This is a genomic window from Nonomuraea turkmeniaca, assembly GCF_005889735.1.
GTDB classification, from domain to species: Bacteria; Actinomycetota; Actinomycetes; order Streptosporangiales; family Streptosporangiaceae; genus Nonomuraea; species Nonomuraea turkmeniaca.
Genome location: NZ_VCKY01000037.1, coordinates 25307 through 51407 on the forward strand (window position 1 = coordinate 25307; position 26101 = coordinate 51407).

The 26101-nt window shown below is 69.1% G+C and carries 24 protein-coding genes; 14 read left to right on the forward strand and 10 right to left on the reverse strand.

The genetic code is table 11. The features are described 5' to 3' along the window. Positions 1–81 precede the first annotated feature (81 nt). Positions 82–285 carry a glycoside hydrolase N-terminal domain-containing protein gene (locus ETD86_RS56900; protein WP_211370024.1) on the reverse strand — a complete coding sequence of 68 codons (204 nt, stop codon included), beginning with the start codon at positions 283–285 and terminating at the stop codon, positions 82–84. Between the two features lie 268 nt (positions 286–553). Here ETD86_RS56900 and ETD86_RS13705 point away from each other — a divergent pair, with 268 nt between their 5' ends. From ETD86_RS13705 to ETD86_RS13735, 7 genes are all read left to right on the forward strand, one after another. Beyond that, a complete protein-coding gene (locus ETD86_RS13705) occupies positions 554–1435 on the forward strand; it encodes an aldo/keto reductase (RefSeq protein WP_170223067.1) in 882 nt (293 codons plus the stop codon). Between the two features lie 3 nt (positions 1436–1438). Next, positions 1439–2269 (forward strand): amidohydrolase family protein, encoded by an 831-nt coding sequence (locus tag ETD86_RS13710; protein ID WP_138666527.1) that lies wholly within the window; start codon positions 1439–1441, stop codon positions 2267–2269. 552 nt (positions 2270–2821) lie between these two features. Next, positions 2822–3799 carry an ABC transporter permease gene (locus ETD86_RS13715; protein WP_138666528.1) on the forward strand — a complete coding sequence of 326 codons (978 nt, stop codon included), beginning with the start codon at positions 2822–2824 and terminating at the stop codon, positions 3797–3799. 1 nt (position 3800) lies between these two features. Beyond that, the gene (locus ETD86_RS13720; RefSeq protein WP_138666529.1) at positions 3801–4640 is read left to right on the forward strand and encodes an ABC transporter permease; all 840 of its coding nucleotides are present in this window, start codon (positions 3801–3803) and stop codon (positions 4638–4640) included. After that, entirely contained in the window at positions 4637–6706 is a 2070-nt protein-coding gene (locus ETD86_RS13725; protein ID WP_138666530.1) for an ABC transporter ATP-binding protein, read from the forward strand. Before ETD86_RS13720 ends, ETD86_RS13725 begins: the two co-directional genes overlap by 4 nt. Continuing rightward, the gene (locus tag ETD86_RS13730; protein ID WP_138666531.1) at positions 6703–8415 is read left to right on the forward strand and encodes an ABC transporter family substrate-binding protein; all 1713 of its coding nucleotides are present in this window, start codon (positions 6703–6705) and stop codon (positions 8413–8415) included. The genes ETD86_RS13725 and ETD86_RS13730 overlap by 4 nt, the downstream gene beginning before the upstream one ends. Positions 8416–8609: 194 nt before the next feature. Beyond that, positions 8610–8975: a hypothetical protein gene (locus tag ETD86_RS13735; RefSeq protein WP_138666532.1), complete on the forward strand. Its 366-nt coding sequence runs from the start codon at positions 8610–8612 to the stop codon at positions 8973–8975. Here ETD86_RS13735 and ETD86_RS13740 read toward each other — a convergent pair. Further along, positions 8960–9814: an NAD(P)H-binding protein gene (locus ETD86_RS13740; RefSeq protein WP_138666533.1), complete on the reverse strand. Its 855-nt coding sequence runs from the start codon at positions 9812–9814 to the stop codon at positions 8960–8962. The two genes, ETD86_RS13735 and ETD86_RS13740, sit on opposite strands and share 16 nt — an antisense overlap. Further along, complete coding sequence (locus ETD86_RS13745) at positions 9811–10839, reverse strand: saccharopine dehydrogenase NADP-binding domain-containing protein (RefSeq protein ID WP_211370025.1); 1029 nt, start codon at positions 10837–10839, stop codon at positions 9811–9813. The genes ETD86_RS13740 and ETD86_RS13745 overlap by 4 nt, the downstream gene beginning before the upstream one ends. An 84-nt stretch (positions 10840–10923) precedes the next feature. On the opposite strand from ETD86_RS13745, the gene ETD86_RS13750 reads away from it, so the two are divergent. Together ETD86_RS13750 and ETD86_RS13755 are read left to right on the forward strand one after the other, a co-directional pair. After that, positions 10924–11505, forward strand: a complete 582-nt coding sequence (locus tag ETD86_RS13750) for a TetR/AcrR family transcriptional regulator (protein ID WP_138666534.1) — start codon at positions 10924–10926, stop codon at positions 11503–11505. Between the two features lie 228 nt (positions 11506–11733). Continuing rightward, complete coding sequence (locus ETD86_RS13755; RefSeq protein ID WP_138666535.1) at positions 11734–14178, forward strand: glycoside hydrolase family 3 N-terminal domain-containing protein; 2445 nt, start codon at positions 11734–11736, stop codon at positions 14176–14178. Between the two features lie 169 nt (positions 14179–14347). Here ETD86_RS13755 and ETD86_RS13760 read toward each other — a convergent pair whose 3' ends face one another. Both ETD86_RS13760 and ETD86_RS55075 read right to left on the reverse strand, forming a co-directional pair. Continuing rightward, entirely contained in the window at positions 14348–15526 is a 1179-nt protein-coding gene (locus ETD86_RS13760; RefSeq protein ID WP_246147891.1) for a hypothetical protein, read from the reverse strand. 178 nt (positions 15527–15704) lie between these two features. Next, positions 15705–15857, reverse strand: a complete 153-nt coding sequence (locus ETD86_RS55075; RefSeq protein WP_170223068.1) for a hypothetical protein — start codon at positions 15855–15857, stop codon at positions 15705–15707. A gap of 126 nt (positions 15858–15983) precedes the next feature. Here ETD86_RS55075 and ETD86_RS13765 point away from each other — a divergent pair, with 126 nt between their 5' ends. From ETD86_RS13765 to ETD86_RS13790, 5 genes are all read left to right on the forward strand, one after another. Continuing rightward, complete coding sequence (locus ETD86_RS13765; RefSeq protein ID WP_138666536.1) at positions 15984–16454, forward strand: GbsR/MarR family transcriptional regulator; 471 nt, start codon at positions 15984–15986, stop codon at positions 16452–16454. Next, on the forward strand, positions 16451–17485 hold the full coding sequence (locus tag ETD86_RS13770) for an alpha/beta fold hydrolase (RefSeq protein WP_138666537.1): 1035 nt from the start codon (positions 16451–16453) through the stop codon (positions 17483–17485). The genes ETD86_RS13765 and ETD86_RS13770 overlap by 4 nt, the downstream gene beginning before the upstream one ends. Positions 17486–17916: 431 nt before the next feature. Beyond that, positions 17917–18513 (forward strand): LGFP repeat-containing protein, encoded by a 597-nt coding sequence (locus ETD86_RS13780; RefSeq protein WP_138666538.1) that lies wholly within the window; start codon positions 17917–17919, stop codon positions 18511–18513. Positions 18514–18547: 34 nt separating this feature from the next. After that, positions 18548–19066 carry a hypothetical protein gene (locus ETD86_RS13785; protein WP_138666539.1) on the forward strand — a complete coding sequence of 173 codons (519 nt, stop codon included), beginning with the start codon at positions 18548–18550 and terminating at the stop codon, positions 19064–19066. Positions 19067–19347: 281 nt separating this feature from the next. Then, the gene (locus ETD86_RS13790; RefSeq protein ID WP_138666540.1) at positions 19348–20910 is read left to right on the forward strand and encodes a serine/threonine-protein kinase; all 1563 of its coding nucleotides are present in this window, start codon (positions 19348–19350) and stop codon (positions 20908–20910) included. A 4-nt stretch (positions 20911–20914) separates the two neighbouring features. Here the strand turns inward: ETD86_RS13790 and ETD86_RS13795 are convergent, their stop codons facing one another. From ETD86_RS13795 to ETD86_RS13815, 5 genes are all read right to left on the reverse strand, one after another. Beyond that, the gene (locus tag ETD86_RS13795; RefSeq protein ID WP_138666541.1) at positions 20915–21682 is read right to left on the reverse strand and encodes a hypothetical protein; all 768 of its coding nucleotides are present in this window, start codon (positions 21680–21682) and stop codon (positions 20915–20917) included. Between the two features lie 277 nt (positions 21683–21959). Beyond that, positions 21960–22391, reverse strand: coding sequence for a DUF6294 family protein (locus tag ETD86_RS13800; protein WP_138666542.1), 432 nt, complete (start codon positions 22389–22391; stop codon positions 21960–21962). A gap of 311 nt (positions 22392–22702) precedes the next feature. Next, positions 22703–23593 carry a carbohydrate ABC transporter permease gene (locus tag ETD86_RS13805; protein WP_138666543.1) on the reverse strand — a complete coding sequence of 297 codons (891 nt, stop codon included), beginning with the start codon at positions 23591–23593 and terminating at the stop codon, positions 22703–22705. Position 23594: 1 nt separating this feature from the next. Further along, positions 23595–24521: a carbohydrate ABC transporter permease gene (locus tag ETD86_RS13810; RefSeq protein WP_425465632.1), complete on the reverse strand. Its 927-nt coding sequence runs from the start codon at positions 24519–24521 to the stop codon at positions 23595–23597. Further along, on the reverse strand, positions 24518–25876 hold the full coding sequence (locus ETD86_RS13815; protein ID WP_246147892.1) for an extracellular solute-binding protein: 1359 nt from the start codon (positions 25874–25876) through the stop codon (positions 24518–24520). The genes ETD86_RS13810 and ETD86_RS13815 overlap by 4 nt, the downstream gene beginning before the upstream one ends. Between the last annotated feature and the right edge of the window lie 225 nt (positions 25877–26101).

A 26101-nucleotide genomic window follows, 5' to 3' on the forward strand; every position in this document is an offset into this window, starting at 1 on the left:
CGCCCTCGAGACACCGGACGACCTTCTCGCCATCAATGCCCGGTCCATCAAGAGCTTCCGAGGAGCCTGGCCGCTCGCGGGTCATGAGGCGTCCACACGGGCCTCGCCGTATGGCACCAGCCTGACCGGACCCACGAGGCGGCAGGGCTGGCGGGTGTCCTCGTTGAGCTGTAACCGCTCGCCGGCCACGCCGCCGAACACCATCGCACCCAGCCGCCCGCAGCCGGCCGGCAGCGCCCAACCCGGTCGCCGGCATGCCCCATCGTGGGTAGCCGTCGTGACCACCGACACTCCTGTTCCGGAACACATGGCGGAAACCGCGAGCGCGATGAGAGCGGAATCGCAGGGGCGCTCAAATGCGCTCGACCTGCCGATACGTCGAAGTGCGCAATGTTTCAGGGACGTAACGCCTCACGAGTAGGACGTATATCTACGCGAACAAGTCGTCTTCTGTCCATACCTTTCGTAAGCACCTGACTGGCTAGTCGGGACATCGGAGGTCTGCTAGGTTGCGATCTGCAAACGATCTCCCGCCCGAGAGGAGAGCCGAGACGTGAGGCTCGGTCGCAGCGGCGTCAGCGTTTCCAGGATCGGCCTCGGCACCGCTCCTCTGGCGGGGTTGTACACGCCGGTCGGAGACGAGCAGGCCGCGGCCACGCTGGAGGCCGCTTGGGAGGGTGGCGTCCGGTACTTCGACACCGCCCCTCGCTACGGTGACGGGCTGGGCGAGCGCAGGCTGGGCCGGTTTCTCGCGGGTGTGGACAGGTCTCAGGTGACGGTGTCCACGAAGGTCGGCGCGCTCCTCGACCCCGGGAGGCGGGACTACACCGTGGAGGGCGTCTACGCCTCTCTCTCCGGCAGCCTGGAGCGCACCGGGCTCGACGCGTTCGACATCCTTCTCATCCACGACCCCGACGATCACTGGGAGCCGGCCGTGCGGTACGCGTACCCGGCGCTGGACCGGCTGCGCGAGCAGGGCGGGGTGCGGGCCATCGGGGTGGGCATGAACCAGGCCGGGATGTTGGCCAGGTTCGTGCGGGAGACCGACGTGGACTGCGTGATGGTGGCGGGCCGCTACACCCTGCTGGACCGTGCGGCGGGCAAGGAGTTGCTGCCGCTGTGCGCCGAGCGGGGCACCGGGGTGCTGGTGGCGGGCGTGTTCAACGGCGGGGTCCTGGCCGACCCCGGGCCCGGCGCCCGCTACGACTACGCGCCTGCCGCCGAGCCGGTGCTGGAGCGGGCGCGCGAGCTGGCCGAGCGCTGCGCCGCGTACGACGTGCCGCTCGCGGCGGCCGCCCTGCAGTTCCCGCTCCGGCACGCGGCGGTGACCGGCGTCGTGGTCGGCGCCCGCAGCCTCGAGGAGGTGGCCGAGGACCTGTCCCTGGCCGCCACCCCCATCCCTGACGACCTCTGGACCGAGCTGGAGCTCGACTGAGCCATGGACCGTATCGACGCACATCATCACGTCTGGGACCTCTCCGTCCGCCCGCAAACCTGGCTGGACCCGGAGCCGATGGCGCCCGTCCGGCGCACGTTCACGCTCGACGACCTGGCTGCCCCCGCGGCCGCGGCCGGGGTGACCCGCACCGTGCTCGTCCAGGTGCTGCCCGACCTGGACGAGACCCGTGAGTTCCTGGCCCTCGCGGCCGCGTCCGACCTCGTCGCGGGCGTGGTCGGCTGGATCGACCTCAAGGCGCCCGACGCCGCGGACACGCTGGCCGCCCTGCCCGGCGGCCTGGTGGGCGTGCGCCACGGCGTGCAGTCCGAGGCCGACCCCGAGTGGCTCAACCGGCCCGACGTGCGGCGCGGGCTCGCCGCGGTGCAGGCCGCCGGGCTGGCCTACGACCTGCTGACGCTCCCGCACCAGCTGCCGGCCGCCATCGACACGGTGCGGGCCATGCCGGGGCTGACGTTCGTGCTCGACCACCTGTCCAAGCCGCCGATCGCGGCCGGCGAGCTGGAGCCGTGGCGCAGCCGGATCATGGAGCTGGCCGCGCACCCGAATGTCTACTGCAAGCTCTCCGGCATGGTCACCGAGGCCGACTGGACGGCGTGGCGGGTGTCCGATCTGCGGCCGTACGCGGAGGTCGTGCTGGAGGCGTTCGGGCCCGATCGGGTGATGTTCGGCTCCGACTGGCCGGTGTGCCTGCTCGCGGCCGAATACCGGCGGGTGGCGCAGGCCGCGGACGAGTTGTGCGCGGGCCTGTCGGAGGGTGAGCGCGCCGAGGTCTTCGCCGGCACCGCCCGGCGCGCGTACGGGCTGCATTAGGAGACGCGGAAGGCCGTGGGGTACACCCGCGACTGCAGCGGGCCCAGCCAGATCCTCCTGCTTCTCCTCACCGGGCGTCCCGCTGCCGTAGTGGACGCCCTGCACGGTTCGGGAGTGGCCGCACTCAAAGTCTGACCCGCCGAGCCGGGCATGGGTCCGCTGCGGATCGAGGACCTCCGTGAATCGGCCGGGAGGCAGGAACGGCGTGGATTCTAGGCGTCTACACAATGATGTAGATCACTCCGCGCATTCGTCAATTATTGTCCGGGTTTTGTGACACAGCACCCGTGGAGGCGGCGTTAGAACACCCTAAATGACCGGCATAGCCGCAGGTCAAGGCCCAAAATTAGGGGCGCTTGGTGACCTGTCACGATCTTTTGTGAGTGACCTGACTGTTATATTCAGTCGTTTCTGACCGTTATATTTTTACATATATTCTCCGCTTGATCGCCATCTCCCGGTCAGCGAGATTTCCGGATCCGGGGTGGCTTTACGTTGCGGGGCGTCCTCATGGCAGGAGGCGTCGCCCCGGGGCAGCGCGAACGGAGAGTAATGGGCAAGTACCTGCTTCGCAGGTTGGCAATAAATGCGATCTTGGTTGTGATCGCCGCCAGTCTCGCGTACGTGCTGGCCGCCAGCACCATGAATCCGCGGGCCGCGTACCAGGCACGTCAGCCTCCCATCGCCGAGTCGGTCATCGACGCCACGCTCGACGCGTACAACCTGAACGACAAGACCCCGGTGATCGTGCGCTACGGGACCTGGGCCAAGAGCGTCATCACGGGAGACTTCGGCAAGACCTGGAACGGCGGCTCGGTCAACGACGAGATGGGCCGCCGGATCTTCGTCAGTCTGCGGTTGCTCCTGATCGGCACGTTGGCGGGCTTCGTCATCGGGGTGGCGTTCGGCGCCTTCTCGGCGGTGCGGCAGTACAAGCTCAGCGACCGGTTAATCGGGGTCAGCTCCTTCGTGATCATGGCGCTCCCCGTCTTCCTCCTGGCCACACTGCTGGCGATGGCTACGTACAACCTGAACGACGCACTGGGGTTCACGCTGATCGAGTACACCGGGGAGTACAACCCGAAGCTGGCGGGCTGGGACCAGTTCGTCAACCGGCTCAACCACCTGATCCTGCCGACCATCTCCCTCAGCCTCGGCTCGATCGCCTTCTACAGCCGCATCCAGCGCAACATGATGCTCGACGTGCTCGGTCAGGACTTCGTCCGCACCGCCATGGCCAAGGGCCTGCGCCGCAGAACCGCGCTGACCAAGCACGCGCTGCGCACCGCGCTGATTCCGTCCGCCACATACTTCGCTTTCGCGTTCGGAACGATGTTCACTGGAGCCATCTTCACCGAGAAGATCTTCGCCTGGCACGGCATGGGCGCCTGGCTGGTCGACGCGATCAACGCCAACGACGTCAACTCCGTCGCCGCGGTGACCTTCTTCACCGCCGTCTGTGTCCTGTTCGCCGCCTTCCTGTCGGACCTGCTGGTGGCGGCGCTCGATCCTCGGGTGAGGGTGAGCTGACATGCGCTCGAAAGTCGTCCTCAGGCGCCTGTTCCGCAACAAGCAGGCCCGTTACGGCACCGTCGCCCTGATCCTGCTGATCCTCCTGGCGTACATCGGCCCGTACATCGGCCCGTACGACTGGACCGACAAGGACTTCCTGGCCTTCATGTCGGCCCCCGACGGTGACCACTGGTGGGGCACCGGCGCCATCGGGCAGGACATGTACGCGGTCACGCTGCGCGGCATGCAGAAGTCGATCATCATCGGCCTGCTGGTGGCGCTCATCGCCACCGGCCTCGCCGCGGTGGTGGGCGCGTTCGCCGGATACTTCGGCGGCTGGGTGGACAAGGTCCTCATGTGGGGCGTGGATCTGCTGCTCGTCCTCCCCAGCTTCCTGATCATCGCGATCATCTCGCCGAGGTTGAAAGGCGGCACCTGGCTCTGGTTCGTGGTGCTGCTCGCCGCGTTCACCTGGATGATCACCTCCAGGGTGGTCCGCAGTATGACGCTCTCGCTCCGCGAACGGGAGTACGTCCTGGCCGCGGTCTACATGGGCATCCCGCGCTGGAAGATCATCTTCCGGCACGTCGTTCCCAACCTGTCCTCCTTGCTGATCATCGACGCGACGCTCAACGTCAGCGGCGCGATCATCGGCGAGGCGGCGCTGTCCTTCTTCGGCTTCGGCATCCAGCCGCCCGACGTCTCGCTCGGCACGCTCATCGCGGAGGGCTCGCGCAACGCCACCGGCTACCCCTGGCTGTTCGCCTTCCCGGCAGGGCTGCTCGTCCTGCTGGTCCTGAGTATCAACCTGATCGGCGACGGCCTGCGTGACGCACTCGACCCGGGGAGCAACTCGTGAGCATCTTGGAGGTCACCGACCTCACCGTCACCTTCCCCGGCGGCATCCAGGCGGTGCGCGGGGTGTCGTACGAGGTCGAGCGCGGCGAGGTGCTCGGCATCGTCGGTGAGTCCGGCTCCGGCAAGTCCGTCACCTCGCTCGCCATCATGGGCCTGCTGCCGAGGAACGCCGTCGTCAGCGGCTCGGTCAAGCTGCACGGCCGCGAGCTGCTCGGCATGGACGAAGACGAGCTGATCAAGGTGCGCGGCAAGGCGATCAGCATGATCTTCCAGGATCCGCTGTCGGCGTTCACGCCCGTCTACACCATCGGGGACCAGGTCGCCGAGGCGGTGCGCGTGCACCAGAAGATGGCCAAGGACAAGGCCGCCAAGCGTGCCGTGGAGCTGCTCGACCTCGTCGGCATCCCGAATCCGCACCTGCGGGCCAAGGCGTTCCCGCACGAGTTCTCCGGCGGCATGCGCCAGCGCGCGATGATCGCCATGGCCATCGCCAACGACCCCGACCTGCTGATCTGCGACGAGCCCACCACCGCGCTCGACGTGACCATCCAGGCACAGGTCCTGGAGGTGCTCAAGACCGCGCAGCAGGAGACGGGCGCCGGCATCGTGATGATCACCCATGACCTGGGCGTCATCGCGGGCATGGCCGACCGGGTGCTCGTCATGTACGCGGGCCGGCCGGTCGAGCAGGGGTCCGTGGACGACATCTACTACCGGCCGCGCATGCCGTACACGATGGGCCTGCTCGCCTCGATCCCCAGGGTCGACGGTGAGGAGGGGCCGCTGGTGCCCATCGAGGGCAACCCGCCGTCGCCGTCGGCGCTGCCGCCAGGTTGCCCGTTCGCGCCGCGCTGCCCGATGAAGGTGGACATGTGCGACGACGAGGAGCCGCCGCTCACGCCGTTCGCCGGCGGGCGGCAGGTCGCCTGCATCCGCTCGCACGAGATCGAGCACAAGGGCCTGACCGGGGCCGACGTGTTCCCCGTGCCGGTCATCCCGCCGAGCGACGTGGTCCGGGTGCCGCGCGCCGAGCGCTCGACGGTGCTGCAGCTCGACGGCATGATCCGGCACTACCCGCTGATGAAGGGCGCGGTCTTCAAGCGCCGCGTCGGCACCGTGTACGCGGTAGACGGCATCAGCTTCGACGTCGCGGAAGGCGAGACGCTGGCCCTGGTCGGCGAGTCCGGCTGCGGCAAGACCACCACGCTGCAGCAGATCATGCAGCTGGAGCCGCCGCAGGGCGGCCGGGTCGTCGTGCTCGGCAAGGACAGCGCCAAGCTCGACAAGGACGCGCGCAAGGCGCTCCGCCGCGACCTGCAGATCGTCTTCCAGGACCCCATGGCCGCGCTCGACCCGCGCATGCCGGTGAGCGACATCATCGCCGAGCCGCTGCGCGCGCACGGCAGGAAGGACGTGCGGGCCCGGGTCGCCGAGCTGCTGGAGCTGGTCGGGCTCTCGCCCGAGCACGCCGAGCGTTACCCGCAGCAGTTCTCCGGCGGGCAGCGCCAGCGCATCGGCATCGCCCGCGCGCTCGCACTGGAGCCGAAGCTGCTCGTCCTGGACGAGCCGGTGTCGGCACTCGACGTCTCCATCCAGGCGGGTGTCATCAACCTGCTGGAGGAGCTGAAGAACACGCTGGGGTTGTCGTACCTGTTCGTGGCCCACGACCTGGCCGTCGTCAGGCACCTGGCCGATCGCGTGGCCGTGATGTACCTCGGCAGGATCGCCGAGATCGGCACGGTCGAGAACGTGTACGACCATCCAGCGCATCCCTACACGCAGGCGCTGTTGTCGGCGATCCCGCTGCCGGACCCCGAAATGGAGCGCACCCGGAAGCGGATCTTGCTCGAAGGCGACCTGCCCAGCCCGGCCGACCCGCCATCGGGTTGCCGGTTCCGCACCCGATGCCCCAAGTTCGCCCAGCTCAGCGAGGCGGACCGGCGGATCTGTGTGGACGAAGAGCCCTCGGTTGCTCGGCTCGCGAACGCCGTGGACCACGGCGCAGCCTGCCACTACGCGGAGGAGATCGAGGTCATCACGGCCTCGGACGATCAGGAGGAAAAGTGAAGGTTCGTTACCGGGCAGCCGCGGGAATCGCGGTCCTGGCCATGGCCGTCGCGGCCTGCGGCGGGGGCGGCAGCGAGAGCAAGCAGCCCACTGCGGAGAAGACGCAGCAGGCGCAGCAGCAGATGGCGGAGACCCCGGCCATCAGCATCAACCCGGTCGCCTACGAGCAGGTCAAGGACGGCGGCACGCTGACGCTCACGGTCGGCCAGTGGCCGAGCCAGTGGAACGGCAACCACGTCGACGGCAACCAGGCGGACACGGCCGAGATGCTCGACGTGTTCATGCCCCAGCTGATGATGGCCGACGCGGAGGCCAACTTCACGCCGAACAAGGACTACGTGACCGACGTCAAGAACGACATGTCGTCGGGCAAGCAGGTCGTCACCTACACGATCAACGACAAGGCCACCTGGTCGGACGGCACGCCGATCACGTGGAAGGACCTCGAGGCCACGTGGAAGGCCAACAGCGGCGAGAACAAGAAGTTCAAGCCGGCGTCCACGGACGGCTGGGACAAGATCGAGTCGGTGGCGAAGGGCGACTCGGACAAGGTGGCCATCATCACCTTCTCCAAGCCGTACCCGGAGTGGCAGGGCATGTTCAACCGGGGGACCTCGCACCTCTTCCCGGCCAAGCACCTCGAGACGCCTGAGGCGTACGACAAGGACTACCTGCAGAAGATCCCGGCCACCGCGGGCCCCTTCAAGGTGGAGAAGCTCGACGAGGGCACCAAGACGCTCACGCTCGTGCGTGACGACAAGTGGTGGGGCAGGAAGCCCAAGCTCGACAAGGTCATCTTCCGTGCGATCGAGTCGCCCGCCGCGCAGGTGAACGCCTTCGCCAACGGCGAGCTCGACGCCGTCGAGATCCCGTCGGGTGCCCCGGCCGAGCTCAAGCGGGCCAAGGAAGTCCCCGGCGCGGAGATCCGCAAGGCGCTCAGCCCGAACTGGCGGCACTTCACCGTCAACAACCAGAGCGAGTTCCTGAAGGACAAGTCGGTCCGCCAGGCCATCCAGTACGCGATCAACCGTGACGTGATCACGCAGTCCGACCTTAAGGACATGGACTGGCCGATCCAGACGCTCGGCAACCACGTCTTCATGAACAACCACAAGGGCTACGTCGACAACTCCGGCGACCTCGGCAAGTACAACCTGGAGAAGGCCAAGCAGCTGCTCGACGCGGCCGGCTGGAAGCAGGAGGGCGAGTACCGCAAGAAGGACGGCAAGGAGTTCGCGCTGAACTTCGTCATCCCCACGGGCACGCCGGTCTCGCAGACGGAGGGCGAGCTCACCCAGGCCATGCTCAAGGAGGCCGGGATCAAGGTGACGATCCGCCCCGTCCCCCTTGACAAGTTCTTCAACGACTACATCATCAAGGGCGACTTCGACCTGGTGCCGTTCTCGTGGATCGGCACGCCCCTGCCGATCGGCAGCCTGAAGCAGATCTACTTCACCGGCTCGGAGAGCAACTTCCCGAAGGCCAGCGACCCGGCCGTCGACGCCGCCATCCAGGCCGCGGTGGACGAGATGGACCCGGCCAAGGCCGTCGAGCTGGCCAACGCCGCGGACAAGCTGATCTGGGACATGGTGCACACCATCCCGCTGTACCAGCGTCCTGACATCTACGCGGTCAAGAAGACGCTCGCCAACTTCGGTTCGCGCGGCTACGCCTACTACGACTACACGCAGATCGGCTTCACCGGCTGATCCACGTGGAGCACGACGACCCCCGGCCGGTTCTCCGGCCGGGGGTCTTGTCGTCGGCCTCCGGCCGGCCTTCGATGAGTGGGCCTCAGAAGGGCGATCTCTGGAGGAGCCGACGCATGGCTTAGGTGCATCCGCAGCCGTTCTGACCCTCGTCCTCGCAGGCCCCGGCCGACGTCGCGCGGCCACCCGCGAAGGTGCTGGCCCTGCGCATCGGCGTGCACCGCGACGGCTCGCGTACCGGCGTGTTCCTGCCCTCGGCCCGCACCATCGAGGAGGCCATCGCCGCCGAGCAGGGCACGGTCAGCTGGCCGCAGCAGACCGGGCCGGTGACCGACGTGCTCTACTCGGCGGCGGGCAACACCGCGGACGCGCTCTGGTACGACTACGGCGTGTTCGGCTGGGACTTCGAGGTCGGCGCCGACCTGTGGAACCCGCGGACACGCACGTGGGAGGGCGTGGGCTTCGAGCCGCCGTTCAGCGAGGGCCAGGAGGAGGCGCTGGAGTTCGCCACCGGCCTGATCTCGCTGATCGGGGTGGCGGCCGACTACCGGGAGCCCTGAGCGAACTCGCGTAGCGTCGTCGGCGGGCGGCCGCCGACGCGTTCGATGCTCTCGGTGACCTCGTAGAGAGGGTGGTGCCCGGATCCGATGAAGCGGAAGAGCGCCCACAGGTGCGTGAGATGCTCGACCGCGACCTCGTCCTGGTAGATGGCCATGGCGCGGGCCTCCCACTCCTCGGGAGGCACGTCCACGTACGGGATCCCGAACGCGTCGGCCACCTCGCCGATGGTCGCCATCTGCCCGTTCACCAGGCACACGGGTTCGGCTGGGCCGGGGTCGAGCAGGAGCCCGGCCCCCACCCTGGCCACGTCGGCGGCGGCGACGAGCGGGACGAGCGTGTCCCCGCCGCCGAGCGGCAGGGACAGCTCGCGGTCGCCGGACGCGGCCGCCACCACGGCCAGGTTCTCGAAGAACACGCCGGCACGCAGGTGCACCGCGCCCACCCCGGCCCAGTCGAAGACCTGCTCCGACAGCCAGTGGCGGCGCATGCGCGGGGTGCCCGCCTCGGGGGAGGCGTCCAGCTGGGACACCTCGACGACCCGCTCCACCCCCTCCTCCTTGGCCGCCGCCGCGAACGCCGCGGTGGCGTCGAGCAGCCCGGCCGTCACCGGGTACGTGAAGTACGCGCGCCGGACCCCGCGCATGGCCGGGCGCACCGTGGTGATCTCGCGTAAGTCGCCGACGACCACCTCGGCGCCGATCTTGCGGAGCTCCTCGGCCCGGTGGTCGTCGGCGCGCACGAAGGCCCGCACCTGCTCGCCGCGCTCCAGCAGCAGGTCCACGACCTGCCGCCCGGTCGCTCCCTGTAGCCCGCCGGCCGCGCCCGTCACGAGGATCATGATTCCGCCTTTCCTGGGAGAGTGAGCGTGAAGAGGCCGAGCCGCTCCAGGTCGCGCAGGAACGGGCCGGGCGCGAACGCCTCAGCGGGGGAGTAGACGCCCGGGCGGCCGTGACCGCCGGCCAGCCGTACCGCGGCTTCCACCGACGCCAGGGCGCTCAGCCGCCACAGGTCGTGGCCGCTGACCTGCCCCGCGCTGCCGCCGTCCGCGGTGATCACTTGGGTGGCGACGGTGAAGCGGGAGCCCGCCCTGGTGGCGGCGTCCACGTGCTCGCTGGTGAACGCCTGCTCCTCCTCGAACGTGTGCGCCGTGAGCTGCGCCTCGACGTGGCGCGTCCGCACGTGCCTGGGCACGGTGACCACCTCCGAGAACGGGACGGGGGCGATCATCGTCCGCGGCCCGAGCGGCGGGGGGAACGGGAACACCGCGTTACGCGGCTCGACGTAGCCGACATGCTGCTCGCCGTCCGTGTACGTGATCCGCCGGGTGTCGGCGAACAGCAGCTCGGCGGTCTGCTTGGCCCCGGTCGTCAGCCGCCAGCCCGACACCGCGTAGGCGGTGATCACCCGGTCGATCCCGGTCAGGCCCTCGGCCACGGCGCCGGCGAGCAGGTCGCCCGTCCCGCCGTAGAAGCTCATCGCGGTGACCATGGTGATGCCTTTTCGCCTGGCGGGCTCCTGAAGAGTGTCGAAGATCCATTTGGTGTGGTGCTGCTCGAGCGCGTGGTCGACGTAGTGGCATCCCGCCTCCACCGCGGCGGTGGCGACGGGCTCGCCGGTGTGCGTGAACGGCCCCGCGCAGTGGATCAGCACGTTCGCCTGCCCGGCGAGCTCCCGTAACGCGGCCGGGTCGTCGAGCGTCGCCTGGTGCACGGGGGCTCCGCCGAGCTCCTCGGACAGGGCCTTGAGCGCGCCGGCGTCCCTGCCGGACAGGATCACGTCTTTGCCGCGGGCGCGGAGTTCGGCCGCCACCAGGCGTCCGGTGTGGCCGGTGGCGCCGTAGACGGCGATGTGCGGTGAGGACAAGGCTCACCTCCATGATTCATACTGTGGGTATGTAACTGTGTTATGAAGTTACGTACCGCGAGTATGTAAGTCAATGGGAGCACGATGATCCGCCGTACTCAGGCAGAGCGTTCGGACGAGACCACGGCGGCGCTGGTGCGGGCCGCGCGGGAGTTGTTCGGGGGCAACGGTTATGCGGGGACCTCGATCGACGCGGTCGCCGCCGCGGCGGGGGTGACCAAGGGAGCCGCGTATCACCATTTCGGGGGGAAGTTGCCGTTGTTCCGGGCGGCGTTCGAGGGGGAGCTGGGGGAGATCTGCGCCAAGCTGGAGCGGGTCGCGGCCGAGGAGGGCGACCCGTGGGCGGCGCTGCGGCGGGGTGCCCGCACCTTCCTGGAGCACTGTCTCGATCCCGGGTTCCAGCAGATCGTGATGCTGGACGCGCCCTCGGTGCTGGGGTGGGAGGCGGTGCGGGCGGCCGAGCACGATCACCTGCTGGGGATCCTGGTCGCCGGCTTCAGCATGGTGGCCGAAGACGACGAGGCGGCCGTGCCCGCCCGCGCGCAACTCGTCTTCGGCGCGTTGTGCGAGGGCGGCATGTTGCTGGCCCGCTCCCCGGACCCGGCGGCCGAACTGCCGCGCCTCGCCTCCGAGGCCGACCGCCTCCTGGAGGCGCTCCGAGTCTGACCGCCCACCCATCGGGCGCTTTCCGGCGTACGATCGCCGTCGGCCGCGGCCCAGGGCCGCCACGGAAGCGGGGGGAAAGTTTCACCTGATCTTGCGCTGTTTGCCCAGGTGCGGTGGGTGGCCGTGGACGGCGTCGTGAGCGGGACAGGGAAACCCGGGGGGCCGAGATTTAGAGTCCGTAGTGAATGGGAGCGCTCCCACCCCCGAGCCGAGCTGGAGCAGCGTGCCATGTTGAAGACCACGATCAGGCAGTGGGCGTTGCGGGTGGTGGCCGTGGCGCTGCTCGTCGCCACGGGACCGGCCGTCACCCCCGCGTCCGCGGCCGCGGCGCTCCCGTACCAGGACCCGACCCTGCCCGTGCCGACCAGAGTGGCCGACCTGATAGGGCGGATGTCGCTGGACGAGAAGCTCGGGCAGATGACGCAGGCCGAGCGCACGATCAACGCCGCCGACGTCACGACGTACCGGCTGGGCTCGGTGTTGTCGGGCGGCGGCTCCGCGCCGTCACCGAACACCCCCGCATCCTGGGCAGACATGTACGACAGGTTCCAGAACGCTGCGCTGGCCACTCCGCTGGGCATCCCCATCCTGTACGGCGTGGACGCCGTGCACGGCCACAACAACGTCGTTGGCGCCACGATCTTCCCGCACAACATCGGCCTCGGCGCGACGAGGGATCCGGACCTCGTGCAGCGGATCGGCCGCGCCGTGGCCGAGGAGGTCTCCGGCACCGGGGTGGACTGGAACTTCGCGCCCTGCCTGTGCGTGGCTCGCAACGACCGGTGGGGCCGCACGTACGAGTCCTTCGGCGAGACGCCCGAGCTGCCCTCCTCCATGGCCACGATCATCACCGGCCTCCAGGGGACCACGCTGAACGGCCCTGCCTCCGTGCTCGCCACCGCCAAGCACTACCTCGGCGACGGTGGCACGACCGGCGGCGACGACCAGGGCGACACCCAGCTGTCCGAAGCCGACCTGCGGGCGATCCACCTGCCGCCGTTCCGCGCCGCGATCGAGCGCGGCGTCGGCTCGGTGATGATCTCCTTCAGCAGCTGGAACGGTTCCAGGCTGCACGGCCACCAGTACCTGATCACCACCGTACTCAAGGGCGAGCTCGGCTTCTCCGGCTTCGTGGTCTCCGACTGGAACGGCATCGACCAGATCGACGGCGCCCCCGGGGCGTCCGCGCTCGACGTGCGCACGGCCGTGAACGCCGGCATCGACATGGTGATGGCGCCGACGGACTGGCGGCAGTTCATCGACCTGTTGCGGGCCGAGGTGCAGGCCGGCCGGGTCGCGGCCGCCCGGGTTGACGACGCGGTCCGGCGCATCCTGACGAAGAAGTTCGAGCTCGGCCTGTTCGAGAAGCCGCTGACGGACCGGTCCTACACCGCGACCGTGGGCAGCGCGGCGCACCGGACGCTGGCCCGCGAGGCGGTGGCCAAGTCCCAGGTCGTACTGAAGAACAGCGGGAACGTGCTGCCGCTGGTCCCGGGCGGCAAGATCTTCGTGGCCGGCAAGAGCGCGGACGACATCGGCAACCAGAGCGGCGGCTGGACGATCTCGTGGCAGGGCTCGTCCGGCGCCATCACGCCCGGCACCACGATCCTCCAGGGCATCAGGAACGCCGCTGGCTCCGGCACGACCGTCACCTACAGCCGTGACGGCAGCGGCATCGACGGCTCCTACCGTGCGGCGATCGCGGTAGTCGGCGAGACCCCGTACGCGGAGGGCGAGGGCGACCGGTCCGGCGGGCTCGGCCTGGACACCGCGGACCTGAACACGCTCTCCACCCTGCGTGCCGCCGGGGTGCCCGTCGTGGTGGTGCTGGTGTCGGGACGTCCTATGGACATCGCCGCCCAGCTGCCCGGCTGGAATGCCCTGGTGGCCGCCTGGCTGCCGGGCACGGAGGGTCAGGGTGTGGCCGACGTGCTGTTCGGGGCCGTTCAGCCCACCGGGAAGCTGCCCATGACGTGGATGAGCAGCGCCTCCCAGCAGCCGATCAACGCGGGCGACGGCAAGACGCCGCTGTTCGCGCAGGGCTTCGGGCTGACGTACGAGACGCCGGACGACGACACCGGCCCGCCCACCGCGCCGGGCACTCCCGTCGCGTCGGACGTCACCTCGTCGTCGGCGCGGCTGTCGTGGGCGGCCTCGTCCGACGACGTGGGGGTGACCGGCTACGACGTGGTGCGCGTGCAGTCGTCGGGGGAGACGGCGGTCACCACGTCCTCGACCACCTCGGCCACCGTCACCGGCCTGGCCGCGAACACGTCCTACACCTTCGCCGTCTACGCCAAGGACGCCGCGGGCAACCGCTCGCCGCGCTCCGGCACCGTCACCGTGACCACGCAGGCGGGCGGCGGGACGGGGAGTTGCACGGCCACGGCGACCGTGCAGAGCCAGTGGAGCACCGGGTACGTGATCCAGGTGACCGTGACGAACACCGGCACGATCCCATCGAACGGCTGGACGGTCAGGTTCACGGTGCCGTCCGGTCACCAGATCGTCGGGGGGTGGAACGTCTCCATGTCGGTGAGCGGCCAGGCCGCCACGGCAGGCAGCGTCGCGCACAACAGCACGCTCGCGCCCGGGGCCAGCACCTCCTTCGGCTTCCAGGGCACCCGGCCGAGCGGTGACAACCGTCTCCCGTCGGGGTACACCTGCTCCTGACGCTCCGGGGCGAGACGGCCGCGGCACGTTGCTCGTCGGCCGTCTCGCGGAACGACGGCGCGCGGGTTACGCGGCCTCCCCCGTGTGGTGCGGGACGCATCGACGGGCGGCGGCCCGCCCTTCCGGGCGGGCGTGCCCTGGACCGGCGTCCTCCGACGCCGCCCTTGCCTCAGCAGATGCTCTGGGCGCTGTTGACCAGGGTGTTGTTCCTGAACGTGGTGTTGACCCCGCATGGGCTCTCCCTGATGGCGGAGTTGGTCACGCGCAGGTTCTGGATGATGATGTCGGCGGTGTTGGGGAACTCCGAGCGCGCGGCGAGCCGGATGTCGCCTGGCCCGGTGACGCTGCCGCTCTGCGCGGCGATGTTCACGTTGTAGCAGTTCTCGATCAGGATGGCGTTGTTGCCGGTCTGCGCGATGTCCACGCGGTCGATGACGGCCCCGCCGCTCTCCGACACGCAGAAGACGCCGCGCCCGCCGCCACGCGCGATCACCTGGCCGACCCGGATGTTGGTGGGGTAGCCGCTGCCGATCCGGCCGTTCCTGTTGGCCATGCGGAAGGCCGCGTAGCCGGTGCCGGTGCCCGCGCCCTGCGCGTCCACCGTGTTCACGGTCGCGTTGACGGTGTCGTTCAGCAGCAGCCCGGAGTGGCCGGTGTTGCGGGCCACGACGGTGCCCACCGTGAGACCGTCCACGCCGTACGTTTCCACGCCATGGGTGCTGGTGCCGGAGACGTAGACGTTGTCGATCCGGACGTTCCTCGTGCGTACGCTACGGTCGCCGTGGTTGTCGATGCGGATGCCCAGGCCGCTGGAGAGCCGCATGTCGATCTGGCCGAGCGTGATGTTGACGCCGTTGCGCACGAAGATGCCGTACAGCGGGCCGCCGGTCACGGTCAGGTGCTGGACCTCGACGTCCGTAACGCCACGGGCGTACACGACCGCCTGGTCGCCCGAGCCGGAGCCGGTCACGTTGACGGTGCCGCAGACGTCGAGCACCGTGTAGCTCGGCAGGGACAGCCGCGAGCCGGCGCTCATCGTGCCTGAGCCCCGCACGACGACCCGCTGTTTCGAGGTGCGCCCCGCGGTGAGGCTGCTCACCGCGGCCTGCATGGCCGACAACATGCTGGTGCCGGTGTAGACGGTCCGGCTGCCGTTGCGGGCGGTCCACGTGCTGCCGCTCAGCACCGCCTCCGCGTTGGCGGTGCCGTCGCCGCAGGCCAGCGTGGAGTGCTGCGTGGCGCGGACGGTTTCCGCGGTGGCCGGGGCGGACAGTGCGGTGGCCGTGAGGGCCAGCGCCGCGAGGCCGGTCCCGAGCCTGGTGATGGGCCTTACCTTGCTGGTTCCCATACGTCGCTCCTGATGACGGGGGCCTGCATCCGGCCGGGATGCCATCCGACACGACGTCCGGTGGATGAATCGATTCATCCACCGGCATGCAGGCGACCTGCGGAAACGACGGCAAACCTGGCCGATTCGACTCGGAGTATTGCAACGTTCAAATCGGCCAGTCAACCATCCGTGAAACTTACACGGCACGGTTTCTGAAGCGGACGAAGGCGCCGAAGAGCGCGCCTGCCACGACGGCCACGATGCCCATCGCCAGGCCGCGCTGCTGGGTCATGAGGGCCGACATGATCGTGGTGGCGAGCACGCACAGGACGCCCCGGCCACATCCCATCGGCCAACCTGGTCGGTGGCGTCCGTCCGCAGCATGTGCTCGCTCCTCCACGTCGATGCCGGCCCTTGTCAGGAAGGCGTTCCATCCCGTTCCATTTGAGTTCAGTACGTACTAAACTGATTGACGATGGATGAACAACGTAGGGATGAAGAGCTGCTGGCCTGGGTGGAGCGGGTCGCGGCGTTCTTCGCCAAGAACAACGGGCTGCCGTTGATCACGGGGCGGGTGCTGGGCTGGCTGATGGTCTGCGACCCGCCGGAGCAGACCGCCGCGCAGATCGCGGCGGCGATCGGCGCGAGCAAGGGGTCGCTGAGCACGGCGGTGCGGGTGCTGGAGGCCGGCGGGTTCGTGCGTACGGTGACCAGGCCTGCCGAGCGGGGCGTGCGCCTGCGGGTCGTGGACGACGTCTGGGAGCGGGTCGCGCGGCGCAAGCTGGAGGCGCTGGGCCAGTTCAGCGGGATCACCGCCGACGGGCTGGAGATCCTGCGTGACGACCCCGCGCGGGCCGGCCGGGTGCGCGACGCCCACCGGTTGTTCGCCTGGCTGGAGCGCGAGATCCCGCCGCTCTTCCAGCGCTGGGAGGAGGATTCGTCGTGACAGGGGAACGTAACCCGTACGAGGGCGGGCAGGCGCCCATCAAGATCCGGAAGGTGCGGCGGGCGGGGTTCACGGAGCGGGAGTTCGACACCGGCACGGTGCGGATCAACTACGCCGTGGGCCCGGACAACGGGCCGCCGCTGGTGCTCGTGCCCGCCCAGACCGGCACCTGGCAGAGCTACCAGCGGGTCATGCCCGCGCTGTCGGCCCGGTTCCAGGTGTACGCGGTCGACGTGCGCGGCCACGGCAGGTCCACCTGGACGCCGGGCGACTACTGCTGGCGCAGCCTCGGCGAGGACATGCGCGCGTTCCTGCGGGGCGTGGTCGGGCGGCCGGCGATCGTGGCGGGCAACTCCTCGGGCGGGATCATCGCGTTGTGGTGCGCGGCCAACGCGCCCGAGCTCGTCTCCGCCATCGTGTTGGAGGACGCTCCCGTGTTCTCGGCGGAGCTGCCCCGGTTCAAGGAGCACGATCGGTACGTCTACCAAGGCCTGGAGCACGCCGCGTCGGTGCTGGGTGACCTGGACCGCCGAGATCTGGCCGACTACCTCAGAGGCGTCACCAAGCCGGAGCCCGACGGGTCCGAGCGCAGGGTCCCCGAGTGGTTCCTCAACTACCTTTCCCGGCGGATCTCGAAATTTCAGCACAACCACCCCGGGGAGCCGGTCGACCTGCGATTCATGCCGCTGGCCGCCCGGGTCATGTTCATGTCACTGTCGATGTTCGACCCGGACTTCGCGCGCGCGTTCGTGGACGGCCGCATGTACGAGGGCTTGGACCACGCCGAGGCGCTCGCCCGCGTCCGCTGCCCGCTGCTCCTCATCCACGCCGACTGGTTCCGGGATCCCCGCCGCGGCCTGGTGGGCGCCTTGGACGACCAGGACGCCGCCCGGATCATGGAGCTGGTCCCGCACGCCCGCTACCTGCGCGTCCACGCCAACCATGTGCTGCACTTCTTCAAGCCCGCCCAGTACGTGCGGGCACTCGACGAGTTCAAGGACACGATCGAGAGCATTACCGCGCCGAGCTGACTCCCTTCCCTGCCCGCCGCGGCGCGGAAACCGTCGGTGCTCGCGGGCACACTCAGGGTATGCCCGACGTCCTCGACCACGGCAAGACGGTGGAGCAGGGCGATCACCAGACACTGATGTCGGTCAACGGCCTCTACGCGGAGCTCTACACGCTCCAGGCGAGCGCATATCGATGACGCGCCGCCGTGGTCAGGACTTCCGCTTCTTCCTGATCCGCTGGACGCCGCTGCCGGCGAGCACCAGGTCACGCTGGGAGGGCGGCGTGCGATGGCATGCCGCCGATCCGCTTCATCCGGGAGGCATGGTCTCGGGCGCGTCACCGGCGAGCAGGCGGCTCTCAAGCCACCGTCAAGTTCCCGAATCTCGGGTGAAAGCGGCCTGCCTTACACAAGTGGTGTCCCACTAGAGCCTCTCCTGAAAAGGACACCCCCATGGGCCGCACCACATCCCGTTCACTCACCGGTCTGGCCGCCGCCGTGGCGACGGCCGCCATCTGCCTCGCCGCACCGCAGGCCGCATCCGCCAGTAGCGCGTGTGACCCGTCGCTGGTCGCGCCCGCGGGCAGCCTCATCGGTGGTCTGTGGCGCTCCAACGGGGGCGAGACCAGCGTGTTCGGCTGCCCGGCCACCAAGGAGTTCGGCTACCCGGACAAGAAGGGCTCCTGGCAGCGCTTCCGCAACGGCAAGATCGTCTGGTCGCCCAACCTCGGCGGCGGTGCCCTGGTCCGCGTCTTCCAGAAGGGCGACAACATCGTCTTCAAGTGGAGCGGCCTGGGCCGTGACTGGGACTACTTCAACGTCCGCTGGAGCAAGGACGGCGGCAGGGCCACGCAGGTCCAGACGGGGCGGCTGACTCCGTGGAGCGGTCAATACCTGATGGCCCCGTACGTCCAGGGTGGCGTCGGCACCACGACCAACGGCCACGAGGTCAACAAGTTCGCCTTCATCGTCCAGGGCTGCGACAAGACCACCTTCGGCTCGGACTGCGGCCCGTGGGGCATTCCCACCTCCATCAGCCTCGCCCACTGATCCCGGCCCGACAGACTTCAACAAGGAGACACAGATGAGCAACGGTTCACGTGCCCTGATCGGGATCACTGCGGCAGTGGTCCTGACGATGGCCGCGATGCCCGCCGCATCGGCGGCCGCCGCTTCCGATGCCGGTTCGCCGCAGGCGCGGCCGGGCACCGCCGGGCCGGCCTGGGGCCCGTACTACTCGCCCGGCGCCAAGAGGGCCAAGGCGCTCGGCAGGATCACCGCGACCGGCGAGGACCACGAGGTCATCCCATCCGCGGCCACGCTGACCGTCTCCGGCAAGGTCACCGACCTGACCCGTGCCTCCACCTGCGGGTGGGCGGTCTTCGGCATCGCCACGGTGAACTCGGCCGGCAACAAGGTGACCTGGAAGCAGCGCCACGTCCGCACCTGCGCCTACCGCACGCCCAAGACGTTCTCCTTCACCTACCACCGGGTGTACCAGGTGGACCTGAAGGTCTGCGCCGAAGGCCGGGCGGCCGGACCGTCCATCCAGTGCACTGCCGGCAACCCTGCCTGGAAGACCCTCTACATCTCCCCGCACTGACGACCAGGAAGACCTCGCCTTCATCGCTGACCGCTTTCGCCGAGCGAAACCTCGGCGAAAGCGGTCCGGCGGTAGCCGGGGCGAGCAGACCAGGCGGGCCTGCCCGGGGCACCGGGCAGGCCCGCCTTTGCCTCTGCCCGAACTCTGCGAATTGTCACTACAATCTGGCGCAGCGCCCCGCCGCAGCGCCCCGCCGCAGCGCCCGCCGCAACGGCCCGGCGTGATCCTGGAGGAGCACGGCGTGCCGGTGGCAGCTCGCCCCAACGTGCGTGGAGGAGCCCATGCCCGCTGGCCCGCTGGAGCCAGGAGATCCACGTGTGCTCGGAGTGTTCCAGGTCGTCGCGCGCCTGGGCGAGGGCGGGCAGGGGATCGTCTACGAGGGGCGGAGCCCGTCCGGCGACCGCGTCGCGATCAAGGTCCTCAGAGGTGGCACCGACCCTGACACCCGCCGCCGGCTGGCCAGGGAGCTGGAGTCGGCCCGCCGGGTGGCTCCCTTCTGCACGGCTCGCGTGCTGGAGGCCGAGCCCGACAGGCCCGCCCCGTACGTGGTGAGCGAGTTCGTCGCGGGCCCGTCGCTGCAGGAGCGGGTGCGCGCGGGCGGCCCGCTGCGGAACGGCGACCTTGAGCGGCTGGCAGTCGGCACGGCCTGCGCCCTCGCGGCCATCCACGGCGCCGGAGTCGTTCATCGGGACTTCAAACCCGCCAACGTGCTGCTCGGACCCGACGGGCCTCGCGTCGTCGACTTCGGCATCGCCCGGCCACTCGACGCCAGCACGGCACCCTCGACGATGTCGGGCACCCCGCCGTACATGGCGCCCGAGCAGCTCAAGGGAGAACACGCGTCTCCTGCGGCCGACGTTTTCGCCTGGGCCGCGACCATGGTCTACGCCGCGACCGGCCGGGCGCCGTTCGGCAGCGACACCGTCGCCGCCGTCTTCCACCGCATTCTCACCCAGGAGCCCGACCTGTCGGGCATCCCGCAGAGCCTGCGCGAGACCCTGGTCGCCTGCCTGTCGAAGGATCCCCGGAGCCGCCCCTCTGCTCGGTCGCTCCTGATCCGGCTGGTCGACCCCGGCGCCCTTACCGTCACGGTGCCCGACGTCGGCCCGGTCCCCAGCGCGTACGTCCCGCCGAACTGGCCCGGCCCCGGCGCGACCAAAGTGCTCCCGACCGAGCCCGCGCCTGGCCCGGGCCTCCTGCCCGTGGACGGACCGACGGTGCCGGCTCCCCCTCCGGCGGCGCCTCTTGGCGGCGCCGGCAGCTGGGGGCAGGACACCTTCTCCGCGTCGCCGCACGGCGAACGGGGCATCCGGCGGAGGATCCGGCCGGCCATGCCGTTGATCGCCGTCACCGTCGCGGCTCTCGCAACGGCCGGCGTGCTGTACGCGAGGGGGGCGATCGGCAGCCCGGCCGCAGGCGACGGGGCGACGACACAGGCGACATCTGACACGTCCGCCTCCCGACCGGCCTCGACGCCATCGCCAGCCCGGGAATCGGCCTCTGGATCGACCACGGCGCCGGCCCCGGTCGGGGTCCCCGAAGCCTTCGCTGGGACCTGGACAGGGCAGGTCCACTCACAGGACGACCGCAAGAAGGGCGTCGATGTCAGGATTACCCTGACGGGCGGGCAGAGCACCGGGACGTGGGTGGACGGCGACTGCGAACAGCAGGCCACGCTGACCCGCCTCAGGAGCGCCACCGTGCTCGAGATGACCGTGGCGCAGCGAGATCGGTGCGTGGGCGGAGACATGACCCTCACGCTGGATGATCCCGGGACGCTGGTGGTCGTGCGGCAGGAGGGCGCAAGCTCGCTGGAATATCACGGGCGCCTGCGCCGCTCCTGACCGTTCAGCCGGCGCGCGCGATCTGGAAGGAGTACGCCCCGGTCTTCGCCTCGCCCGACCTGACAACCAGCGCGTAGCGTCCGTCCCCGTTCGAGAGCGGGATGTCGGACTCGTAGCCGCACAGCGGGATAGGCTGCCGGGCGTTGGCGACGCTCGTTTCCGCGGCGTCGTACAGCTCCAGCTGGATGGCCGTGCATGCGCCCGCGCCCCCGAGGACCTTGATGGCTGTCGCGCCGTCCGAGGCGAACTCGAAGCGGTCGATGCGTCCGGGGACGTCCAGCCGCCCGGCCCCGGCGGGGCTGCCCTCACCGATCTTCATGCCGATCGCCACGGGGAACGTCCGGACCTTGACGGTCGCGATCCGGAAGCTGTATGACCCGATGACGTTCGTGTTCCCCCAGACCTCCAGCCGGTGCCCGCCCGCCTTGGTCAGCTTGAAGATCGAGGTGCCGAAACTGAGCGCGACGCTGGACGGGCCCAGAGGCTCGCCGTCGACTTCGGAGAACACCTGTAACTGGATGTCGTCGCCCTGCATGTCGGTGACGTAGAACTCCCTGGCATCGCCCAAGTCCATGGTGAACTTGTCCTTCTGCCCCGCGCGGGTCAACTCGGCCGAGACCGTGCTGCCGTCGGTCAGGGCGCCTCCCGGCTCGACCGCCGCCGGGGACTGGCCGGTCTCGGCCCGGGCCGGCGCGCTCTCGGTCGCGGCGGGCGCGCTGTCGGCCTGAGCGGGTGTGCTCTCCCTGGGCGCGGCTGTCGCGCTGCTCGTCACGGGCGCGGGAGCGGTGTCGGCACCCCGTGTCGCACCCCCTCCGAGGCCGCATCCTGCGAGCGCGACCAGTGTGAGGATGAGGACGGCACTGTACCGACCGGGTGCGACTCGGCGCACCGCAGGGAGATTTGTCATGTCAAGCCATTCTTCGGAGTGCGCTTACAAGCCGATTGCCGGCAACTATCCCAGCTCTGGACGGCCGTGGCCGGAGTTCCCGCTTCCGCACGGTCATGAGGTGAAGGTGCGTCGCGGATCGCGCGGCCGGCCTGGATCCGGCTCAGCAGTGTTTGCCCAGCGACATGCGCTTGACCAGGTCGAACAGGTCTGGGTCGAACTGCCCCTTGGCGATCCAGCGATAGGTTCGCCGATCGTGCAGGTTCTTGACGAACTTGGTGCTGGTGCTCCCGTACACCTGGATGTCGCCGAGCAGGGCGCCGCGGCTGTCCTTCATGTGCGCCCACATCAGCCAGGCGTCGTCGTCGTCCAGGCTGGAGACTGTGGCGTCCAGACGTGCCGTGCCGTTGGAATAGAGCGTCCACGTCGCACCGGGCTCGATCGTGCATGACCCGGCCGACATGAAGCCGCGCCAGATGAACGTCTTCTGCTCCAGAGTGGCCGCGTTCGCCGTCGCGGTGGCCGGGAGCACCGTGCCGAGGGTGAGGGCGGCCATGGTCGCGACTACCCCTGTGATCTTGCGGATGCTTTTCACGAGCTCTCTCCCTAGACTCTCGCTCGATCTCGCGGGCTTCGTTGGATCACAGTCAAGGGCGAGCCGCCTTCACACGCCTTGCTTCCTGCTGTCCATCCGCACCGCAACCGGCATGCAAGCGACATCGTCGAAGAGGTCATCGCGGGGAGAAGTGGCATCCGACGCCTTGGGCTGCGTCGCCGCTACGGTCAAGCTCGGCCGCTGATCGGCGGCATGGCACAGCGGCCGGCCCCGCTATGTCGCGGGGCCGGCCGGGGGCTGGCGGCGGGGCTGGTCACCGCCCTGCGGTCACGTGCGTCACCGCCCTGCGGTCACTTGCCGAAGCCGGCGGTCAGGCCGGCCAGCAGCTGGCGGCGGCCCACCACATACAGGATCAGGATGGGCAGCGTGGTGAGGACGACGGAGGCGAGCACCGCCGGCACGTTGATGCTGTACTGGCCCTGGAAGCTCCACAGCGCCAGGGGCAGCGTGCGCTGCTCCGGGCTCTGCGTGAGGATCAGCGGCAGCAGGAAGCCGTTCCAGATCGTCAGCGCGTTGTAGATGGTCACCGTCACCACGGCCGGCTTGGTCAGCGGCAGCGCCAGGTGCCAGAGCGTGCTGACTTCGCTGGCGCCGTCCAGCCGCATCGACTCGAAGAGCTCCTTGGGCACGTCCCTGATGAAGTTCGCCAGGATCAGCACCGACAGCGGGATCGAGAACGCGATCGACGGCAGGATCAGCGCCATGGGCGTGTCATAGAGGCCGAGCTTGATGATGATCAGGTAGATCGGGATGATCGTGGCCTGGTGCGGGATGGCCAGGCCCATGAGGAGCAGCGAGTTCGTCCAGCGCAGGAACCGCCCCCCGCCACTGCGGACGATCGCGTACGCCGCCATGAAGGACACCGCGACGGCGGGCACGACCGCGCCGACCGTCACGATGACGCTGTTGATGAAGTACCGGATGAAGCCCGCCTCGATGACCATCTGGTAGTTGGCCAGCGTGGGATTGGACGGCGGCACGAGAGGGTTCTCGATGTAGTAGTTGCTCTGCAACTTGAAGCTGGTGATGATGATCCAGTAGATCGGCACGATCACGATCGCCAGCCAGATCCAGGAGACCGTGCCGGCCACCCAGTTGGGGCGGCGGGTCACTCCTTTGAGGCCGGGACCGGCGTGCTCCGCCGCCATCCGCGAGGAGTCCTCGGTGAGGGTCGTCGCCATGTCAGGCCCCTTCCAGCTGGCTGTGGGTCGCATCCCGGCCGCCGAGCCGGCGCAGCAGCAGCGCCAGGCCCAGGCCCACCAGGACGAGGATCACAGCGATCGCGCTCGCCGGGCCCATCAGGTTCGCCTGGAATCCCCTCTTGTACATCTCCAGCGCGAGCACCCGGGTGGCGTCCCCGGGGCCGCCCGCGGTGAGCACGAAGATCAGGTCGAAGAAGACCAGCGAGCCCACGACCATCAGGGTCGAGGACGTGATGATCGTGTACTTGAGCTGGGGCAGGGTGATGTTGAAGAACATGCGGACCCGGCCGGCGCCGTCGATCTCGGCGGCCTCGTACATCGAGCGCGGGATCTGGCGCACGCCGCCCTGGTAGATCAGCGAGTGGAACGGGATGAACTGCCACGAAACCACGAAGATGACGACGCCCATGGCGAGGGCCGGCTCACCGAGCCAGTCCTGCACGAGGATCGGGATCCCCAGCCCGGCGCCGAGCCCGAAGTTCGGGTCCAGCAGCGCCTTGTAGGTGATCGCGATGGCCGCCGAGCTGAGCAGCAGCGGGATGAAGTACACCACCGCGATCACCGCGCGATAGCGCTGAGAGCCGGCCAGGAACGTGCCGAGCAGGATGCTCGCCGGTGTCTGCACCGCCCACGACAGCGCGATGACCAGGAACGTCACCCACAACGCGTGCGGCAGCCCGGGATCGGTGAGCACCGCGCGCCAGCTGTCGAAGCCGGACAGGCGGATCTCGCCGAGCCCGTCCCAGGTGGTGAAGCTGAGTGCGAAGACCCCGATGAGCGGGATCACGCCGAAGGCGACGAAGAGCAGCAGCGCCGGCAGGGCCAGCCAGGCCAGGCCGCGTCCCTGGCCGCCCGGTACGGCGGTCAGGGACGCTTTCCCTCCAGGGGCGATCGGGGGAACAGTCACTTGCCGATGACCTCGTTGAGATTCGTGGCGAACTGCTGCGGCGACACCGACATCTGGAACAGCTTGGCGATGTTGTCCAGCAGGACCTCGGCCGCGGTCGGGCTGAGCGCCTGGTCCCAGGACTGCTGGAAGGACTTGGCGTTGCTGGCGGTGTCGTAGACGAACTTCTGCCACGGCCCCTGCTCGGAGGAGCCGAACTCCGCGTCGATGCCCTTGACGATCGGCACTTGGGTGATGCTGACCCAGTCCTTGGACTGCGGTTCGGAGTTCATCTCCTCAAGGAAGAACTTCTTGGCGATGTCCTTCGCCTCCGGCGTCGCCTTGGAGGAGATCGACATGTACTGGGCCGGGTTGCCCACGGTGTTGCCCGGGTCGCCCTTGCCGCCCTGCACCGCCGGGAAGTTCATGTAGCCGAGGTTGCCGCCGGAGACGAAGTCGCCGCCGTCGGTGTTCATCGACCCGTACGTCCAGCCGCCGTGCAGCATCATCGCGGCCTTGCCGGTGTAGAGCAGCGCCTGATCGGCGTTGGAGTCGGCGGTGATCGACGAGAAACCCTTGACGAAGCCGTTCGCCTTGATCAGGTCCTGTATCTTCGTCAGTGCGTCGATGGCGGCCGGGTTGTTCCAGGCGTCCTTCTCGCCGTCGTAGATGGCCTGGAAGACCTCGGGGCCGCCGATCCGGTCGAAGAGGAACTCCAGCCACATCATGTTCGTCCAGCGCGACTGCCCGCCGAGAGAGAGCGGCGCGATCCCCGCGGCGTTGAACTTCTTGACCAGGTCCATGATGTCGCCCCACTCCTGCGGGGGCTGCGCGCCGACCTTGTCGAAGAGCTTCTTGTTGTAGAAGAAGACGATCGGCGTCACGGCCTCGACAGGCACCGCGTAGATCTTGCCGTCGACCGTGGCCGCGCCGAAGGAGGACGGGAACAGCCGGTCCTTGTAGGCCGCGTTCTGGTCGAACCACGAGGTCAGGTCATCGACCTGCCCCGCCTGCACGTAGCTGCGCAGGCCGCCGCCGCCCCAGCCCCAGATGATGGTGGGGGCCTCGCCCGCGCCGATCGCTGTCTTGATCTTCGTCTTGAAGGCGTCGTTCTGCATGGTGGTCGTTGCGATCGTGCTGCTGGGGTTGGCCTTGTTGAAGCGCTCCACCGCGCGTCGCCGCACGCCTTCGTTCGGCTCAACGCTGAGGTACCAGTAAGTGGCCTTGCCGGCGGCGCTGCCGGTGCTGGTGCCGGGCCCGCCACCGGCGCCCGTCTGGGTGGGTCCGGAGCCGCCGCAGGCCGCCAGGGCGGCCCCGAGGGGAAGGCCCATGGAGAGGCTGAGGAAGGTACGGCGAGAGGTTGACCTGGGCTCCACGCTGATCTCCGTAACTGAACGCCGGGGGGTTTCCGTGCGGCTCGTTTGATCGTCGGATGGGATGGGCGGGCGGCCGGGGAGCCGTCGCCTGCACTTCTCCTTCAGAGTTAGCTTGTCGAAACATTTGCGACATGCCGCGTGGCACGCCAATCTAAGTTTCGGGATTGTGCCTGTCAAGACCCCGTCGTTCCAGAGCCGCTCCCTATTCACGGAGGGCCTGTGTAA